Below are 20126 nucleotides of genomic sequence, written 5' to 3'. Positions count from 1 at the left end.
CTCAAAACTGAACAAAACGAAACACGGAAACTTATATTGATGAACAGCGTTCATCAATTCTCCATAGAAAGGAGGTGATCCAGCCGCACCTTCCGATACGGCTACCTTGTTACGACTTCACCCCAATCATCTGTCCCACCTTAGGCGGCTGGCTCCAAAAAGGTTACCCCACCGACTTCGGGTGTTACAAACTCTCGTGGTGTGACGGGCGGTGTGTACAAGGCCCGGGAACGTATTCACCGCGGCATGCTGATCCGCGATTACTAGCGATTCCAGCTTCATGTAGGCGAGTTGCAGCCTACAATCCGAACTGAGAACGGTTTTATGAGATTAGCTCCACCTCGCGGTCTTGCAGCTCTTTGTACCGTCCATTGTAGCACGTGTGTAGCCCAGGTCATAAGGGGCATGATGATTTGACGTCATCCCCACCTTCCTCCGGTTTGTCACCGGCAGTCACCTTAGAGTGCCCAACTTAATGATGGCAACTAAGATCAAGGGTTGCGCTCGTTGCGGGACTTAACCCAACATCTCACGACACGAGCTGACGACAACCATGCACCACCTGTCACTCTGCTCCCGAAGGAGAAGCCCTATCTCTAGGGTTTTCAGAGGATGTCAAGACCTGGTAAGGTTCTTCGCGTTGCTTCGAATTAAACCACATGCTCCACCGCTTGTGCGGGCCCCCGTCAATTCCTTTGAGTTTCAGCCTTGCGGCCGTACTCCCCAGGCGGAGTGCTTAATGCGTTAACTTCAGCACTAAAGGGCGGAAACCCTCTAACACTTAGCACTCATCGTTTACGGCGTGGACTACCAGGGTATCTAATCCTGTTTGCTCCCCACGCTTTCGCGCCTCAGTGTCAGTTACAGACCAGAAAGTCGCCTTCGCCACTGGTGTTCCTCCATATCTCTACGCATTTCACCGCTACACATGGAATTCCACTTTCCTCTTCTGCACTCAAGTCTCCCAGTTTCCAATGACCCTCCACGGTTGAGCCGTGGGCTTTCACATCAGACTTAAGAAACCACCTGCGCGCGCTTTACGCCCAATAATTCCGGATAACGCTTGCCACCTACGTATTACCGCGGCTGCTGGCACGTAGTTAGCCGTGGCTTTCTGGTTAGGTACCGTCAAGGTGCCAGCTTATTCAACTAGCACTTGTTCTTCCCTAACAACAGAGTTTTACGACCCGAAAGCCTTCATCACTCACGCGGCGTTGCTCCGTCAGACTTTCGTCCATTGCGGAAGATTCCCTACTGCTGCCTCCCGTAGGAGTCTGGGCCGTGTCTCAGTCCCAGTGTGGCCGATCACCCTCTCAGGTCGGCTACGCATCGTTGCCTTGGTGAGCCGTTACCTCACCAACTAGCTAATGCGACGCGGGTCCATCCATAAGTGACAGCCGAAGCCGCCTTTCAATTTCGAACCATGCAGTTCAAAATGTTATCCGGTATTAGCCCCGGTTTCCCGGAGTTATCCCAGTCTTATGGGCAGGTTACCCACGTGTTACTCACCCGTCCGCCGCTAACTTCTTGAGAGCAAGCTCTCAATCCATTCGCTCGACTTGCATGTATTAGGCACGCCGCCAGCGTTCATCCTGAGCCAGGATCAAACTCTCCAATAAAGTTAGTTTGTCTAGCATCTAAAAATAAAAATTGACGTTTCACGTTGTTTGTTTCGTTCAGTTTTCAAAGAACTACTTGGTCGCTCATTTGCGACTCCCTTATGTTAACATCTTCATGTTTCAATGTCAACTAAGTTTTTTTATTTCGTTTGTCGTTTTCTGCATTATTGCATCGGCGACTTGTTTTATATTACACCTCAATATAATAATAGTCAATATTAATCTTTCGTTTTTTTTTAAAAGATGAAAGATACTCTCATACCCCTTCTTTATTTCTCATACATATTAATAAGATAACTGAAAGGAGTGTAGAGATTGTTCGATTCTTCTGTATTACGCATCATAAGCACCCATTCAAGAATTCCAAACTATCATAGAAATTTCCCCATCATTCTATTTTGGAGTCAAAAAAGCGGTTGCACCTCTCTTGCTAATTGGTTCTTTTACCAGATTGATTTATTACAAACAGCTCTAAGCTACAGCCCTTTCATTCATAATTATGAATATCATATATACAAAAATACACCTGCCTATAGTGTACAACTAGGTATAGCGTTACGAGAAAAACAAAAAGAAACTTTTAAACTTGTTCGCAACCCTTATAGGAGGGCAGTCAGTTCTTTCGTATCCTTAATTGCACCTCCTTATGTGGAAAATCCCGAATGGAAACCCATCCGAAAGTTTTTATATCAAGATGAAAACTCTCCTAAAGGGATCTCATTTAAACAATTTCTATACTACTTATTTATTAAAGGTGCTCAAGCAGATGACATTAACCCACATTTCACACAACAATATATAACTGGTGAAGAAGAATATGTGACCAATTATATATACTTAGAAAACTTCAATCAGGAAATGAAAGAATTAGAAAAGCGTTTCGAATTAAAAGTTGCACCAATAAATGAGTTCTCAACATCTTGGCATCATCAAACTCCCACCATGATTTATAAAGGGGATTTTAGTGAAGCCGATATTACGAATCCTTTATTCCCTCGCCATCCTACTTTCGAAAGTTTTTACGATACTGAGTGTATGCAGCTCGTTCAAACAATATTTCAAAATGATTTCGATACATATAGATATAGCAAAGAATATCCATACTAATTTCAGTCTATTTTCTTTGCTAAATATAAAAAGATACCTCATATATATAAGGTATCTTTTTAACATTTTTAATTATATAAAACATACTGTTTAACAGTCCCGACTCTACACCTTATTACCTTTTAATAGATTACGTATTTTTTGCTTATCCGCCCATCCTACTCCAATTAAAACTAGACTTGCCCCCATTATTACCCTCCATGTCAGAGATTCATTTAATAGGATAATTGAAGTAACAATGCTTATTAACGGTAATGCATTTAAATATAATCCACTTACTGATGCAGAAACTCTCTCTAGCGCTTTATTCCAGAACCAATATGCTAAAATTGTTGCTCCAATAACAAGGTACATTACACTAAATCCCGTTTTCCAAGTTTCAATCTTTGGGAAACCGTAATAAAGAATTTCTACCAAGGCAAACGGCAATAGAATAACAGCTCCGATAATTAAAGTTAATGTGGTAAATACCTCATTTGATAAATACTGTTCTTGTTTTGGTCGTTTTAACAAAACTGTGTAGAAAGCAAATAGAAAAGTGCTCAATAATATAAGTACATCTCCTATTAAAGATACTTCTTGATCAACACCTTTAGATGGAATCGTAATAAAGAGTACTCCTATAGCCCCCAATATAATTCCTATCCAATAATTCAACCGAATTTTCTCTTTCAAAAAGAATGCTGAAAATAGAATTGTAACTAATGGTAATGCAGCATCTATGATACTAACATGTAATCCACTTGTTAAAGAAATGCCGTAGGATGTAAACATAAAATATCCAGCTACACCGGTAAAAGCTAACAAACTCATTCTTTTCCATGGAACTTTTTTATGTACAACTGATTTTTGTAGTTGTTTAAATGAGAATAGCATACAAATTCCACCCGCAAAGAAAAGACGAATAAACAACAAAGTAAACGGTTGAATAGATTCTAACGCCCATTTCGTTGGCGCAATGGCTGTCCCCCATAATATAACAGCCACTAATAACATGCATATTTCTTTCATAATCCCCCACACCCATCAAAAATATATGTTAACTACCTTAATTATAGATTCAGCCTTATGTAAAACCCTAAAAAAACAAAGAGGTTATGTAAGAGTAAAAATTTTTTTGTTCATTTTACAACTAAATTCATGCAAAAGGTAATTCTTACCTTTAATTTACATTTAAATATATTACTTTATAACCTTCTTATCACTTTATATCGTTTCTATTTTATCTTTTTTCTTCTTTAGGACTATTAAAATTATAGATTATAACAGCTGATAAATAAAAATAAACATAAAAAAACCTAAGTCGAATCGACTTAGGTTTTTGCTTGGCGACGTCCTACTCTCACAGGGACAAGGTCCCAACTACCATCGGCGCTAGAGAGCTTAACTTCCGTGTTCGGTATGGGAACGGGTGTGACCTCTCTGCCATCATCACCAAACTATGAAGGCATATTCCTTCAAAACTAGATAACATTTGCTACATATTATATGGTTAAGTCCTCGATCTATTAGTATTCGTCAGCTCCACATGTCACCATGCTTCCACCTCGAACCTATCAACCTGATCATCTTTCAGGGATCTTACTAGCTTACGCTATGGGAAATCTCATCTTGAGGGGGGCTTCATGCTTAGATGCTTTCAGCACTTATCCCTTCCGCACATAGCTACCCAGCTATGCCCTTGGCAGAACAACTGGTACACCAGCGGTGCGTCCATCCCGGTCCTCTCGTACTAAGGACAGCTCCTCTCAAATTTCCTACGCCCACGACGGATAGGGACCGAACTGTCTCACGACGTTCTGAACCCAGCTCGCGTACCGCTTTAATGGGCGAACAGCCCAACCCTTGGGACCGACTACAGCCCCAGGATGCGATGAGCCGACATCGAGGTGCCAAACCTCCCCGTCGATGTGGACTCTTGGGGGAGATAAGCCTGTTATCCCCGGGGTAGCTTTTATCCGTTGAGCGATGGCCCTTCCATGCGGAACCACCGGATCACTAAGCCCGACTTTCGTCCCTGCTCGACTTGTAGGTCTCGCAGTCAAGCTCCCTTATGCCTTTGCACTCTACGAATGATTTCCAACCATTCTGAGGGAACCTTTGGGCGCCTCCGTTACACTTTAGGAGGCGACCGCCCCAGTCAAACTGCCCACCTGACACTGTCTCCCGGGTCGATAAGACCCGTAGGTTAGAATTTCAATACAGTCAGGGCGGTATCCCACCAGCGCCTCCACCGAAGCTAGCGCTCCGGTTTCAATGGCTCCCGCCTATCCTGTACAAACTGTACCAAAATTCAATATCAGGCTACAGTAAAGCTCCACGGGGTCTTTCCGTCCTGTCGCGGGTAACCTGCATCTTCACAGGTACTATAATTTCACCGAGTCTCTGGTTGAGACAGTGCCCAAATCGTTACACCTTTCGTGCGGGTCGGAACTTACCCGACAAGGAATTTCGCTACCTTAGGACCGTTATAGTTACGGCCGCCGTTTACTGGGGCTTCAGTTCAGAGCTTCGCTTACGCTAACCCCTCTCCTTAACCTTCCAGCACCGGGCAGGTGTCAGCCCCTATACTTCGCCTTACGGCTTCGCAGAGACCTGTGTTTTTGCTAAACAGTCGCTTGGGCCTATTCACTGCGGCTTTCCGTTAAGAAAGCACCCCTTCTCCCGAAGTTACGGGGTCATTTTGCCGAGTTCCTTAACCAGAGTTCTCTCGCACACCTTAGGATTCTCTCCTCGCCTACCTGTGTCGGTTTGCGGTACAGGCACCTTTTATCTCGCTAGAAGCTTTTCTTGGCAGCGGGGAATCAAAGACTTCGCTCCATAAGGAGCTTCCCCATCACAGCTCAGCCTTCACGATAAGCGGATTTGCCTACTTATCAGCCTAACTGCTTGGACGTGCACAACCAATCGCACGCTTCTTCTATCCTTCTGCGTCCCTCCATTGCTCAAACGATAAAGAGGTGGTACAGGAATATCAACCTGTTGTCCATCGCCTACGCCTGTCGGCCTCGGCTTAGGTCCTGACTAACCCTGAGCGGACGAGCCTTCCTCAGGAAACCTTAGGCATTCGGTGGACGGGATTCTCACCCGTCTTTCGCTACTCATACCGGCATTCTCACTTCTAAGCGCTCCACCAGTCCTTCCGGTCTGACTTCACTGCACTTAGAACGCTCCCCTACCACTGATACCATTGGTATCAATTCGCAGCTTCGGTGGTGTATTTAGCCCCGGTACATTTTCGGCGCAGAGTCACTCGACTAGTGAGCTATTACGCACTCTTTAAATGGTGGCTGCTTCTAAGCCAACATCCTAGTTGTCTAAGCAACTCCACATCCTTTTCCACTTAATACACACTTTGGGACCTTAGCTGGCGATCTGGGCTGTTTCCCTCTTGACTACGGATCTTATCACTCGCAGTCTGACTCCTAAGGATAAGTCATTGGCATTCGGAGTTTGACTGAATTCGGTAATCCGATGAGGACCCCTAGTTCAATCAGTGCTCTACCTCCAAGACTCTTACACTTAAGGCTAGCCCTAAAGCTATTTCGGGGAGAACCAGCTATCTCCAGGTTCGATTGGAATTTCTCCGCTACCCACACCTCATCCCCGCACTTTTCAACGTGCGTGGGTTCGGGCCTCCATTCAGTGTTACCTGAACTTCACCCTGGACATGGGTAGATCACCTGGTTTCGGGTCTACGACCACGTACTAAACGCCCTATTCAGACTCGCTTTCGCTGCGGCTCCGTCTCTTCAACTTAACCTTGCACGGGATCGTAACTCGCCGGTTCATTCTACAAAAGGCACGCCATCACCCATTAACGGGCTCTGACTATTTGTAGGCACACGGTTTCAGGATCTCTTTCACTCCCCTTCCGGGGTGCTTTTCACCTTTCCCTCACGGTACTGGTTCACTATCGATCACTAGGGAGTATTTAGCCTTGGGAGATGGTCCTCCCAGATTCCGACGGAATTTCACGTGTTCCGCCGTACTCAGGATACATTCAAGAGAGAACGAAGTTTCGACTACGGGGTTGTTACCCTCTACGACGGACCTTTCCAGGTCGCTTCGTCTACCTCGTTCCTTTGTAACTCCGTATAGAATGTCCTACAACCCCAAGAGGCAAGCCTCTTGGTTTGGGCTAGATTCCGTTTCGCTCGCCGCTACTCAGGAAATCGCATTTGCTTTCTCTTCCTCCAGGTACTTAGATGTTTCAGTTCCCTGGGTCTGTCTTCCATACCCTATGTATTCAGGTAAGGATACCATACCATTACGTATAGTGGGTTTCCCCATTCGGAAATCTTCGGATCAAAGCTTACTTACAGCTCCCCGAAGCATATCGGCGTTAGTCCCGTCCTTCATCGACTCCTAGTGTCAAGGCATCCACCGTGCGCCCTTTCTAACTTAACCAAACTAAAATTAAAAAATATGAGCTACACTGTTATCTAGTTTTCAAAGAACATACATTTATATATGAGAGATAGTTCTCTCAAAACTGAACAAAACGAAACACGGAAACTTATATTGATGAACAGCGTTCATCAATTCTCCATAGAAAGGAGGTGATCCAGCCGCACCTTCCGATACGGCTACCTTGTTACGACTTCACCCCAATCATCTGTCCCACCTTAGGCGGCTGGCTCCAAAAAGGTTACCCCACCGACTTCGGGTGTTACAAACTCTCGTGGTGTGACGGGCGGTGTGTACAAGGCCCGGGAACGTATTCACCGCGGCATGCTGATCCGCGATTACTAGCGATTCCAGCTTCATGTAGGCGAGTTGCAGCCTACAATCCGAACTGAGAACGGTTTTATGAGATTAGCTCCACCTCGCGGTCTTGCAGCTCTTTGTACCGTCCATTGTAGCACGTGTGTAGCCCAGGTCATAAGGGGCATGATGATTTGACGTCATCCCCACCTTCCTCCGGTTTGTCACCGGCAGTCACCTTAGAGTGCCCAACTTAATGATGGCAACTAAGATCAAGGGTTGCGCTCGTTGCGGGACTTAACCCAACATCTCACGACACGAGCTGACGACAACCATGCACCACCTGTCACTCTGCTCCCGAAGGAGAAGCCCTATCTCTAGGGTTTTCAGAGGATGTCAAGACCTGGTAAGGTTCTTCGCGTTGCTTCGAATTAAACCACATGCTCCACCGCTTGTGCGGGCCCCCGTCAATTCCTTTGAGTTTCAGCCTTGCGGCCGTACTCCCCAGGCGGAGTGCTTAATGCGTTAACTTCAGCACTAAAGGGCGGAAACCCTCTAACACTTAGCACTCATCGTTTACGGCGTGGACTACCAGGGTATCTAATCCTGTTTGCTCCCCACGCTTTCGCGCCTCAGTGTCAGTTACAGACCAGAAAGTCGCCTTCGCCACTGGTGTTCCTCCATATCTCTACGCATTTCACCGCTACACATGGAATTCCACTTTCCTCTTCTGCACTCAAGTCTCCCAGTTTCCAATGACCCTCCACGGTTGAGCCGTGGGCTTTCACATCAGACTTAAGAAACCACCTGCGCGCGCTTTACGCCCAATAATTCCGGATAACGCTTGCCACCTACGTATTACCGCGGCTGCTGGCACGTAGTTAGCCGTGGCTTTCTGGTTAGGTACCGTCAAGGTGCCAGCTTATTCAACTAGCACTTGTTCTTCCCTAACAACAGAGTTTTACGACCCGAAAGCCTTCATCACTCACGCGGCGTTGCTCCGTCAGACTTTCGTCCATTGCGGAAGATTCCCTACTGCTGCCTCCCGTAGGAGTCTGGGCCGTGTCTCAGTCCCAGTGTGGCCGATCACCCTCTCAGGTCGGCTACGCATCGTTGCCTTGGTGAGCCGTTACCTCACCAACTAGCTAATGCGACGCGGGTCCATCCATAAGTGACAGCCGAAGCCGCCTTTCAATTTCGAACCATGCAGTTCAAAATGTTATCCGGTATTAGCCCCGGTTTCCCGGAGTTATCCCAGTCTTATGGGCAGGTTACCCACGTGTTACTCACCCGTCCGCCGCTAACTTCTTGAGAGCAAGCTCTCAATCCATTCGCTCGACTTGCATGTATTAGGCACGCCGCCAGCGTTCATCCTGAGCCAGGATCAAACTCTCCAATAAAGTTAGTTTGTCTAGCATCTAAAAATAAAAATTGACGTTTCACGTTGTTTGTTTCGTTCAGTTTTCAAAGAACTACTTGGTCGCTCATTTGCGACTCCCTTATGTTAACATCTTCATGTTTCAATGTCAACTAAGTTTTTTGTTTCGTTTGTCGTTTTCTGCGTTATTGCATCGGCGACTTGTTCTATATTACACTTCTAACCCTTAATCGTCAATACCTTTTATGTTTTTTATTTTATAAATTATAAACCTCTTAATTTCTAATCCATCCCTAGAGATTCTAAAACTCCTTTAGTTAAATTAATAATCGACAATTTATAACCTTTAGCTTAATACTAATACTTTTCTAAAGAATGAATGTCAGGCTAAGTAAATATATATTAAGGGTAGTAGTGCACCCGAGCTAAAATTACCATTTTCCCCTCTCGCTTATCTCTAGGGGGATTATAAATAAAATACTTCCTTATCTTCTTTTCCTTTACTAAGTCGATAGAAAGGTAAAGAAATCTAATAAACTTAGGAGGCGTTATGAAATGCATGTTAATAAGAAAATCATTTATGTATCCCATGATGCCCATTTCCACGGAGCACAGCTGCTTTCTTTACATACTATTAAAGCTCTTAAAGAAAACTTCGATTACTCCGTCGCAATTATTTCTATTGGATCAGGCATTTTAATCCCCGATTTTCAAAAATATGGTCCTGTTTATTGCTTAGAGGAAGACTACCCCACGGAAGAAACGGTCGAATTATTAATAAAGACTTTATTATCACAAGACTATACCATTGCCATATGCAGTACGGTCATAAGTGGTGATATGGTTGCATTACTAGCTAGGCACAATATAAAAGTTATTTCGTTAATACATGAATTACCGCATTTAATACAACAGTACTCTGCCGAAGGAAAAGCTAGAAACATTGCTGAATCTGCTTACAAAATTGTCTTCCCTTCACAATACGTATATGAAAAATTCCTTACAATCACGCAATTAGATCATCAAAAATGTCACATTCTCCCTCAAGGTTTATTTAACCACAATCCTTATAAGAATAATATTACAGTGGCTAGAAATGAATTACGCAAAAAACTCAACCTGCCTCTAGATAGTAAAATTATTTTAGGTGTAGGTTTCGCCGATTATCGAAAAGGAATAGATTTATTCTCATTTATTGCTTACTCAGTAAGAAAGGTTCATACTAATATTCATTTTATTTGGGTAGGGAGAACAGATGTTCATCTTATGGATACTCTATCACCAAGATATAAAGCACATTTCACATTAGTTGATCCTACTCCAGATATCGGTTTATATAATGCCGGGGCTGATTTATATTTATTAACCTCAAGGGAAGACCCTTTTCCAAATGTTGTTTTAGAAGCATTAGATACAAAGGTTCCTGTGATAGGTTTTAAAAATGCTGGAGGTTTTGAGGATGTTGTTACAGAAAAAACCGGTGCCTTAGTAGACTTTTTAAACTTACCAAAAATGGTCGAAAGAATATATGAACTTATTGGAGATGAAGAGTTACGCTTACAAAAGGGGAGCTTTGGCCAAGAGCTCATTGAAAAAAACTTTAATTTTCTTAATTACATTTATCAATTATTAGCGCTTCTCGAACATAATTACAAAAAAATAAGTGTAATTGTACCAAACTATAATTATGAACACTACTTACCTGACCGAGTCAGATCAATATTAAACCAAACCTACCCCCTTTACGAACTAATTTTCCTAGACGACGCCTCTACTGACAATAGCGTATCAACATTTGAAAAGCTGCTCTCAAAAGAAAATAAGCCTCATCTGAAAGTTCAACGAATTATTAACGAAAAAAACTCTGGTTCTGTATTTAAACAATGGATAAAAGGAATCTCCGAAGCAACCGGTGATTATATTTGGATCGCAGAATCAGATGACTTATGTGAGAAGACATTTTTACAAGAGGTGATACATGGATTTCATATAAATAACAAGGTTACCTTAAGCTACACACAATCAAAACAAATAGACGAACAAGGAAATGTAATAGCTGATCATTATTTAAATTACACAAATGATATCGATAAAGAAAAATGGAAAACCCCCTATTTTCGAAAAGGCATAGATGAAATACAAGATACGTTACTTATTAAAAACACTATACCTAATGTCTCAAGTGTAGTTTTTAAAAACATAGATATAAAAAACACAGAAAAACAACTAGCAAAATTTAAAGTTGCTGGTGATTGGTTTTTCTATGTTTCCATCCTGCAAGAGGGACATATTCACTTTAATCCAAAGTCCCTAAACTATCATAGACGACATACAAATAGTGTAACGAAAACAGAAGATTCATATTCTCATTATAATGAAGTTGTACAAATGCAGAATTTCATTAAACAGAACTTTACTATCGACGATATTTCTAAAATGAAGATGTATACATATAGAAAATACCTAAAAACATACTTGAACATTTAGCCTTGAACTTTATTTACTATCCGCATTTTTTATAAGACGCTACTATTATTTAGGGGGAATACTCTTTGAAAGCATTTATAGAGGAAAATAAAAACTTAATTTCTCAAATCGCAAACAACTACAATGTAAACGCAAATATCCATCCTGAGGATCACATTTTTCAGTTCCTTGTCACTAATCCAGTCTTTCCTTCTAAAAAAGAAGCGATAGATTATTATTTTAAAGATGGACAAAAATCAGCACAAATACTCTTAGACTTAATTACTTCCTTTTATCCTCCTGCAGACAATCCAATTAAATTATTAGAATTTGCATCTGGATATGGCTGCGTAACACGCCATTTATTAAATCTACAAGCAAACTTGAGTATAACTGCTTGTGATATACATGAAGAAGCTATTACTTTTATTGAAAACACATTAAATCATTCTTCTATATTATCTCATCCTGAACCTGAACATTTAAAATTGGAAACTTCTACGTACGATATTGTTTTTTGTCTATCCTTTTTTTCTCATATGCCTGATACAACTTGGTTTCGTTGGCTTCAAACATTGTATAGTGCTGTTTCACCTGGTGGTTTATTCATTTTCACCACCCATGGGTATCAAAGTAAAAAATACTTTGGATTTCCAAATTTAAATGAACAAGGCTATTGGTTCCTTCCTTCTAGTGAACAATTCGATTTAGATGTTAACCAATATGGCCAAACGATAGTTAGCCCCTCTTACGTGTGTGACAAAATTAAGTTATTACCCTATAACCCTATCATTAAAAAATACACTGAAGGGTTTTGGTGGGATCATCAAGATCTTTGGGTAATAAAAAAAGAAATAAAATAATAAACCATGCTCTGCTTATATAAGTAGAGCATGGTTTATTATTTTTTACTATATAAGAACTCTTCAATCCATAACTTATTTAATCTAATTCCACTTTTGAAATCTATTTTAGGTTCCCAATTAAATTCTTGTCTCACCTTATCTATATTTAAAATGATTTTTTGAACATTTTCTTGTTTTGGTTTATAACAGATAAAGTCTACTTTTCTTTCTGTTATTTTCTCCAATTCCACTATAATTCGTTTTAAAGAAAGACCTTTGCCACTTCCTATATTATATACACAAGATTTCAATCGATTTAATTGTGATAGTTGTATAGTAATTTCAACTAAATCATCGATATAAATATAATCTCTAATAATCTCTTGTGGATTCCCGTATATATTAATCCTTTCATTACTAAGATGTTGGTACAAAAAACAATTTATTGCCCCAACTTTCTTTAAAGGATTTTGATATTTCCCATATGGATTAGAGTATCTACATACAACATAGTCGATGCCGTAGTTTCGCTTATAAAAATACAAATAATTCTCAAGCGAAACTTTTGTGATTCCATATGGAGAAAGTGGTTTCAACGGATGCTTCTCATCAATAGGCAAATATTCAGGTTCCCCATAAACTGTACCCCCTGAAGATGCTAATACAATTTTTTTAATACGAAAATCTTTAACACTTTCCATGAAATTAAGAAAAAAAAGGCTACTGTTAATATCCCCAAAAATATCTTCGATGGAAGTTGCTACATTAGACGTCGCAGCTAAATAAATAATAATATCCACATTCACTAAAGCTTTATATATATCTTCAACATTTTCTAAATCACCTGTAATAAATTCAACTTCATTTATAATATTTCGAGGAAAATTATTTATATGCCTGGAAAATACTTTTACATTTTGCCCCTGTTCTAATAAACCTAACGTGAGGTTAATACCAATGAAACTATTTCCACCTACTATTAAATAATTATTCTTCCTCATAATATCCTCTCTCTAGTAAGCAAATTTTTTACTCGTCACACCTAGAAATGCAAATACATGAACTCGATCATTTTTATTATTCATCCTCTTGTAATTGTATGCCCCTTATACATTTTCATTATCTTTATTTTATATTTTCATTTTAGAATCACTACCTTATCTAAAGTGTCCGAAAAAACACTCATAATATTTACTCACCCCCATGAATATAGTTTATTAATAAAAAATCAACCTTCTCTTCCTATATTTCCACTCGTGTATTCCATTTAAAGAAGCTTCTACATACACAAAACTCTCGAAAAAGGAGTACAGAACTCATGAAAAATATAAATCAAAAACTTTTAAACCACGTAATTCTACATAAAGATCGAATTCCACACTTCCATAAAGACTTTCCCCTTATACTATTTTGGAGTCATAGAAGCGGATGCACCACATTAGCTAATTGGTTCTTTTTTCAAATTGGATTATATACTGAAGCAAAGAAATACAATGACTTTATTCATTACTATGAGTTCTGGGTATACAAAAACAAAGAAAATTACATACCTGAGTTACAAAATGTTCTTCTAAAAGGGAAAAAAGATGTTTGTAAACTCGTACGAAATCCCTATACAAGGGCCGTTAGCTCATTTCTATTACTTGCTGACAATCCATATGCTAGCCCACAATGGGAAAGTATCCGAAAATGTTTTTATAATGACAAATATAGTAATGAAGGAATATCATTTAAACAATTTTTATATTACGTTCAAGCACTTGGTCCCAACTCCCTAGTAATGGATATACATTTTAGTCAGCAATATGTTCAGGGGGAAGAAGCCTTCATCCAACGCTACATACCTTTAGAAGATTTTAATAAGCAAATTCCCAAAATAGAAGACGAATACGGTTTAATTAAGTCCGACCTAGCCATACTTACGAATTCAGATCATCATCGCACTCATAAGATGATGTATGAAGGCAGCTATGCAGAACTTAGCATTACAGATGAAGCCTTCCCCCGATTTCCAACATATAAAAGCTTTTACGATAAAGAAACTATGGATTTAGTTACAGAAATATATGCACAGGACTTTGAAATGTATCCATACAAGAAAGGGATATTTTAAGTCTATACATTCTTCAATGAATAAAAGCGAATGTCTCGCATAGCATAAATTGACACTGTAATTCGCGCGAGATTATCCCTCAGCTGGTTATCCCCTTCTATCAATCGTACTTGTATGAGTTTCCTAATTTTCAGCCACTCTCTTTGATTCCTTTGATTGTTGAAGTGTGTCATACTATCCATCAATACATTGCATTTAAAACAGGAGTGATGTCATGTGGAAGACAATTTGAAACACAATACTGGGTATTGCGTTATTTGCGAGAAGGAAACTACATTTATAGAACATAATGATTGGCTTAGAGATCATTACTTATGTTCTACATGCCAATCTATACCAAGGCAGCGAGCTTTAATCCATGTTTTAAATACATTTTTTCCAAAATGGAATTCCTATAATATCCACGAATCCTCTCCTGGAGGAATTACAACTCAGCTACTAATAAAAAACTGTAAAAACTATACATATTCTCAATACTTTAAAAACTATCCTCTCGGCCAATACTTTCAAGGAATTAGATGTGAAAATTTAGAAGACATGACCTTCCCAAGTGAATCTTTTGATTTATTCATTACTCAAGATGTTTTTGAACATGTCATGACGCCAAACAAGGCATTTAAAGAAATAGAACGAGTATTAAAACCTGGTGGTGCTCATGTATTTACTGTCCCTTGGTATCATACACTCACAAAGACTGTGCAAAGAGCAAGAGTGAATAAAGAAGTAATTGAGCATATTGAAGAGCCCATTTATCATGGAAACCCTATCGATGAGAATGGGTCTTTAGTAACATTTGATTGGGGGCTAGATATGATTGAATATATTTACACACAGGCAAATATGTATACTACTGTTTATTTACAAAAGGATAGATCATTAGGGTTAGATGCTGAATTTTTGCATGTTTTTATTAGTACAAAAAAATCGTAAATAAATTTTATCATTATGTAATTTGGAGGTTTAACAAATGAATAATTTTAAGTTAGGAAGTGATTTTGATAACCTTGTTAGTCCATTATCTGACGTTGAACTTCTAAATCTATTTATACAAAGTTGCTCAGAAACAACAATAAACGGTGTACCCGTACCTATGTTCCCCCCTGAAGAAATCCAAAAACAATTTGTAGGTGCTTCCTATGAACACGCCCTATATGAAGCATATTTGTTTTATAGTCATATAAAAACATACGCTCAAAATTTAGGGGTTCCCTTGAATAAAGAAAGTAAAGTTTTAGACTTTGGTTGCGGTTGGGGACGAATTATACGCTTCTTGTTCAAAGATGTTCGGGATGAAAATCTGCTTGGGATTGATGTAGACCCCTTCATGATTACTCTTTGCAATGAAACATTAGGAAGAGGGATATATAAAACCGCAAGCCCACAACCTCCTGTAGAATTTATTCGTGACAATTCATTAGACATCATATTCGCTTATTCTGTATTCTCACATTTATCCGAAGAAACTGCAGAAAATTGGATAAAAGAATTTTCAAGAATTCTGCGTCCAGGTGGAATCTTCATCGCAACAACACAGGCACGATATTTTCTCGATTTTTGTCAACAATTCAAGGAACACCCTGAATTAATTCAAACAGGATGGCATAAAACTTTATCTCAGGCTTTTCCAGATATACATCGCGCTATCTCGGATTATGAACATGGGAATTTTGTACACAGTCCTACTGGTGCAGGAGATGTTAGAGATAGCAGCTTTTATGGAGAAACTGTTATACCTATGACCTATATTAAAAAGCATTATGAGAAGTATCTAAAACTGCGGGATTTTTTTGATGATGTAAACCGGTTACCACAGGCCCTATTTGTTCTCCAGAAAGATTAACTTCTTTCGTTCATAGTAATCCGCTTAATTTCATGATGAATGATACTTTTTATTTCAGACATATATATGAGAGCACCCAAGACTCTCGTATTAAGCAAACTATAAAACTAAATCCAATACGTAGCATACAAAAACAGTAAGAGAATATAAAATCTCTCGTTTTAAACTTGCTCCACAAAATCAAAAGTAACTTCCCACCACTTGAACTTCGAAGAACATAAGGGGGATATAGCTTGAAAATAATCGCTTTTTACTTACCACAATTCCATCAAATAAAAGAAAATGATCGCTGGTGGGGTAAAGGTTTTACTGAATGGACGAATACTAAAAATGCACAACCTTTATTTTCAGGACATTATCAACCTAGGGAACCTTATCAAGATTTTTATTATGACTTAACTACCCCATCCGTAAGAAAATGGCAAGCAGAAATCGCGAAAGCATACGGTATATATGGTTTTTGTTATTATCACTACTGGTTTAAAGGTAAGAGGCTATTAGAAACACCTTTTAATGAGGTACTTAAGATAGGGGAACCAGATTTTCCATTTTGCCTTTCTTGGGCAAATGAGCCATGGACAAGATCTTGGGATGGTCTTGATAAACATATATTAATGCCTCAAGATTATGGAGATGTATCAGATTGGAAAGAGCACTTTGAATATTTATTACAAGCGTTCCAAGATAAAAGATATATTCGTATAGATGATAAACCTCTATTCATTATTTATCGCCCGGGACATATTCCTGATTGTGAAAAAATGCTTAATTATTGGAATGCATTAGCACGAGAAAACGGTTTAAAAGGTATATACTTTACAGAAACATTAAACAGTTTTCCACTCCCTGATATAAATGGGTTCGATGCTAGCATTCAGTTTGAACCATTTTATACAATTGCCCATGATAGCTCTTCAGACATAAATAAAACAATATATGAGTCTGGTATGCAATTAAATGCTTGGGACTACGATAAAGTATGGATGTATATATTAAAGCGATTTCCTCCAAAGAAAAAAACATTCCCTGGAGCTTTCGTTGATTGGGATAACACTGCACGACGCAAAAATTCAAATAGCAGTATTTTTATAGGTTCTACTCCTGAAAAGTTCGCAATCTATTTAAGTAAGCAAATTCATCGTACTTACTCTCTTTATAACAGTGAGTTTTTATTTATCAATGCGTGGAACGAATGGGCAGAAGGAACCTACTTAGAACCAGATCAAAAATATGGATTTTCCTATTTAGAAGCGGTTAAAAAGGCAATCGATAGAGGTATGAAAGCATACAAAAAAGACGAGTCATTCTGACTCGTCTTAAGCTTGCTTGGCGACGTCCTACTCTCACAGGGACAAGGTCCCAACTACCATCGGCGCTAGAGAGCTTAACTTCCGTGTTCGGTATGGGAACGGGTGTGACCTCTCTGCCATCATCACCAAACTATGAAGGCATATTCCTTCAAAACTAGATAACATTTGCTACATATTATATGGTTAAGTCCTCGATCTATTAGTATTCGTCAGCTCCACATGTCACCATGCTTCCACCTCGAACCTATCAACCTGATCATCTTTCAGGGATCTTACTAGCTTACGCTATGGGAAATCTCATCTTGAGGGGGGCTTCATGCTTAGATGCTTTCAGCACTTATCCCTTCCGCACATAGCTACCCAGCTATGCCCTTGGCAGAACAACTGGTACACCAGCGGTGCGTCCATCCCGGTCCTCTCGTACTAAGGACAGCTCCTCTCAAATTTCCTACGCCCACGACGGATAGGGACCGAACTGTCTCACGACGTTCTGAACCCAGCTCGCGTACCGCTTTAATGGGCGAACAGCCCAACCCTTGGGACCGACTACAGCCCCAGGATGCGATGAGCCGACATCGAGGTGCCAAACCTCCCCGTCGATGTGGACTCTTGGGGGAGATAAGCCTGTTATCCCCGGGGTAGCTTTTATCCGTTGAGCGATGGCCCTTCCATGCGGAACCACCGGATCACTAAGCCCGACTTTCGTCCCTGCTCGACTTGTAGGTCTCGCAGTCAAGCTCCCTTATGCCTTTGCACTCTACGAATGATTTCCAACCATTCTGAGGGAACCTTTGGGCGCCTCCGTTACACTTTAGGAGGCGACCGCCCCAGTCAAACTGCCCACCTGACACTGTCTCCCGGGTCGATAAGACCCGTAGGTTAGAATTTCAATACAGTCAGGGCGGTATCCCACCAGCGCCTCCACCGAAGCTAGCGCTCCGGTTTCAATGGCTCCCGCCTATCCTGTACAAACTGTACCAAAATTCAATATCAGGCTACAGTAAAGCTCCACGGGGTCTTTCCGTCCTGTCGCGGGTAACCTGCATCTTCACAGGTACTATAATTTCACCGAGTCTCTGGTTGAGACAGTGCCCAAATCGTTACACCTTTCGTGCGGGTCGGAACTTACCCGACAAGGAATTTCGCTACCTTAGGACCGTTATAGTTACGGCCGCCGTTTACTGGGGCTTCAGTTCAGAGCTTCGCTTACGCTAACCCCTCTCCTTAACCTTCCAGCACCGGGCAGGTGTCAGCCCCTATACTTCGCCTTACGGCTTCGCAGAGACCTGTGTTTTTGCTAAACAGTCGCTTGGGCCTATTCACTGCGGCTTTCCGTTAAGAAAGCACCCCTTCTCCCGAAGTTACGGGGTCATTTTGCCGAGTTCCTTAACCAGAGTTCTCTCGCACACCTTAGGATTCTCTCCTCGCCTACCTGTGTCGGTTTGCGGTACAGGCACCTTTTATCTCGCTAGAAGCTTTTCTTGGCAGCGGGGAATCAAAGACTTCGCTCCATAAGGAGCTTCCCCATCACAGCTCAGCCTTCACGATAAGCGGATTTGCCTACTTATCAGCCTAACTGCTTGGACGTGCACAACCAATCGCACGCTTCTTCTATCCTTCTGCGTCCCTCCATTGCTCAAACGATAAAGAGGTGGTACAGGAATATCAACCTGTTGTCCATCGCCTACGCCTGTCGGCCTCGGCTTAGGTCCTGACTAACCCTGAGCGGACGAGCCTTCCTCAGGAAACCTTAGGCATTCGGTGGACGGGATTCTCACCCGTCTTTCGCTACTCATACCGGCATTCTCACTTCTAAGCGCTCCACCAGTCCTTCCGGTCTGACTTCACTGCACTTAGAACGCTCCCCTACCACTGATACCATTGGTATCAATTCGCAGCTTCGGTGGTGTATTTAGCCCCGGTACATTTTCGGCGCAGAGTCACTCGACTAGTGAGCTATTACGCACTCTTTAAATGGTGGCTGCTTCTAAGCCAACATCCTAGTTGTCTAAGCAACTCCACATCCTTTTCCACTTAATACACACTTTGGGACCTTAGCTGGCGATCTGGGCTGTTTCCCTCTTGACTACGGATCTTATCACTCGCAGTCTGACTCCTAAGGATAAGTCATTGGCATTCGGAGTTTGACTGAATTCGGTAATCCGATGAGGACCCCTAGTTCAATCAGTGCTCTACCTCCAAGACTCTTACACTTAAGGCTAGCCCTAAAGCTATTTCGGGGAGAACCAGCTATCTCCAGGTTCGATTGGAATTTCTCCGCTACCCACACCTCATCCCCGCACTTTTCAACGTGCGTGGGTTCGGGCCTCCATTCAGTGTTACCTGAACTTCACCCTGGACATGGGTAGATCACCTGGTTTCGGGTCTACGACCACGTACTAAACGCCCTATTCAGACTCGCTTTCGCTGCGGCTCCGTCTCTTCAACTTAACCTTGCACGGGATCGTAACTCGCCGGTTCATTCTACAAAAGGCACGCCATCACCCATTAACGGGCTCTGACTATTTGTAGGCACACGGTTTCAGGATCTCTTTCACTCCCCTTCCGGGGTGCTTTTCACCTTTCCCTCACGGTACTGGTTCACTATCGATCACTAGGGAGTATTTAGCCTTGGGAGATGGTCCTCCCAGATTCCGACGGAATTTCACGTGTTCCGCCGTACTCAGGATACATTCAAGAGAGAACGAAGTTTCGACTACGGGGTTGTTACCCTCTACGAC

At 41.2% G+C, this 20126-nt stretch carries 9 protein-coding genes and 6 rRNA genes (1 of these 15 only partly in view); 7 read left to right on the top strand and 8 right to left on the bottom strand.

From position 1 onward, the window contains the following. Positions 1-67: 67 nt before the first annotated feature. Positions 68-1619 (bottom strand): 16S ribosomal RNA (locus ACUN26_RS25540). 315 nt (positions 1620-1934) lie between these two features. Between ACUN26_RS25540 and ACUN26_RS25535 the strand changes: the two genes are divergently transcribed. Beyond that, a complete protein-coding gene (locus ACUN26_RS25535) occupies positions 1935-2726 on the top strand; it encodes a sulfotransferase family 2 domain-containing protein (protein WP_000460466.1) in 792 nt (263 codons plus the stop codon). Between the two features lie 105 nt (positions 2727-2831). Here the strand turns inward: ACUN26_RS25535 and ACUN26_RS25530 are convergent, their stop codons facing one another. The 4 genes from ACUN26_RS25530 to ACUN26_RS25515 all read right to left on the bottom strand — a co-directional run bounded on the left by ACUN26_RS25530 (position 2832) and on the right by ACUN26_RS25515 (position 8833). Then, positions 2832-3737, bottom strand: a complete 906-nt coding sequence (locus tag ACUN26_RS25530; RefSeq protein ID WP_000658279.1) for a DMT family transporter — start codon at positions 3735-3737, stop codon at positions 2832-2834. Between the two features lie 312 nt (positions 3738-4049). Beyond that, positions 4050-4165 (bottom strand): 5S ribosomal RNA (gene rrf, locus ACUN26_RS25525). A gap of 49 nt (positions 4166-4214) precedes the next feature. Then, positions 4215-7136: ribosomal RNA gene (locus tag ACUN26_RS25520) — 23S ribosomal RNA — on the bottom strand. Between the two features lie 145 nt (positions 7137-7281). Further along, positions 7282-8833, bottom strand: a 16S ribosomal RNA gene (locus tag ACUN26_RS25515). The 16S, 23S and 5S rRNA genes sit together here, the layout of an rRNA operon. A 533-nt stretch (positions 8834-9366) precedes the next feature. Here ACUN26_RS25515 and ACUN26_RS25510 point away from each other — a divergent pair. After that, complete coding sequence (locus ACUN26_RS25510) at positions 9367-11298, top strand: glycosyltransferase (RefSeq protein WP_000558356.1); 1932 nt, start codon at positions 9367-9369, stop codon at positions 11296-11298. A 65-nt stretch (positions 11299-11363) separates the two neighbouring features. After that, entirely contained in the window at positions 11364-12140 is a 777-nt protein-coding gene (locus ACUN26_RS25505; RefSeq protein WP_000642908.1) for a class I SAM-dependent methyltransferase, read from the top strand. Between the two features lie 38 nt (positions 12141-12178). Here the strand turns inward: ACUN26_RS25505 and ACUN26_RS25500 are convergent, their stop codons facing one another. Then, complete coding sequence (locus tag ACUN26_RS25500) at positions 12179-13123, bottom strand: NAD-dependent epimerase/dehydratase family protein (protein ID WP_001230838.1); 945 nt, start codon at positions 13121-13123, stop codon at positions 12179-12181. Positions 13124-13440: 317 nt separating this feature from the next. Between ACUN26_RS25500 and ACUN26_RS25495 the strand changes: the two genes are divergently transcribed. The 4 genes from ACUN26_RS25495 (at position 13441) to ACUN26_RS25480 (ending at position 17385) form a co-directional block, all read left to right on the top strand. Continuing rightward, entirely contained in the window at positions 13441-14235 is a 795-nt protein-coding gene (locus ACUN26_RS25495) for a sulfotransferase family 2 domain-containing protein (RefSeq protein WP_000790071.1), read from the top strand. Between the two features lie 216 nt (positions 14236-14451). Next, positions 14452-15165 (top strand): class I SAM-dependent methyltransferase, encoded by a 714-nt coding sequence (locus ACUN26_RS25490; RefSeq protein WP_000389968.1) that lies wholly within the window; start codon positions 14452-14454, stop codon positions 15163-15165. Between the two features lie 37 nt (positions 15166-15202). Then, entirely contained in the window at positions 15203-16075 is an 873-nt protein-coding gene (locus tag ACUN26_RS25485; RefSeq protein ID WP_001058697.1) for a class I SAM-dependent methyltransferase, read from the top strand. Between the two features lie 233 nt (positions 16076-16308). Next, on the top strand, positions 16309-17385 hold the full coding sequence (locus ACUN26_RS25480; protein WP_000690969.1) for a glycosyltransferase WbsX family protein: 1077 nt from the start codon (positions 16309-16311) through the stop codon (positions 17383-17385). A gap of 14 nt (positions 17386-17399) precedes the next feature. Here ACUN26_RS25480 and rrf (ACUN26_RS25475) read toward each other — a convergent pair. Together rrf (ACUN26_RS25475) and ACUN26_RS25470 are read right to left on the bottom strand one after the other, a co-directional pair. Further along, positions 17400-17515, bottom strand: a 5S ribosomal RNA gene (gene rrf / locus ACUN26_RS25475). 49 nt (positions 17516-17564) lie between these two features. Continuing rightward, a 23S ribosomal RNA gene (locus tag ACUN26_RS25470) occupies positions 17565-20126 on the bottom strand; it runs 360 nt beyond the window's last position.

Source organism: Bacillus sp. WC2503 (genome assembly GCF_052682895.1).
Note: the sequence above shows the minus strand (reverse complement) of the source record. Positions and strands in the feature narration are given on the sequence as shown.

What these genes read in the sequence shown, in the direction of transcription:
- ACUN26_RS25500 (WP_001230838.1), bottom strand. Translation starts at nt 13,123, where the DNA reads ATGAGGAAGAATAATTATTTAATAGTAGGTGGAAATAGTTTCATTGGT.
- ACUN26_RS25485 (WP_001058697.1), top strand. Translation starts at nt 15,203, where the DNA reads ATGAATAATTTTAAGTTAGGAAGTGATTTTGATAACCTTGTTAGTCCA.
- ACUN26_RS25530 (WP_000658279.1), bottom strand. Translation starts at nt 3,737, where the DNA reads ATGAAAGAAATATGCATGTTATTAGTGGCTGTTATATTATGGGGGACA.
- ACUN26_RS25495 (WP_000790071.1), top strand. Translation starts at nt 13,441, where the DNA reads ATGAAAAATATAAATCAAAAACTTTTAAACCACGTAATTCTACATAAA.
- ACUN26_RS25510 (WP_000558356.1), top strand. Translation starts at nt 9,367, where the DNA reads ATGCATGTTAATAAGAAAATCATTTATGTATCCCATGATGCCCATTTC.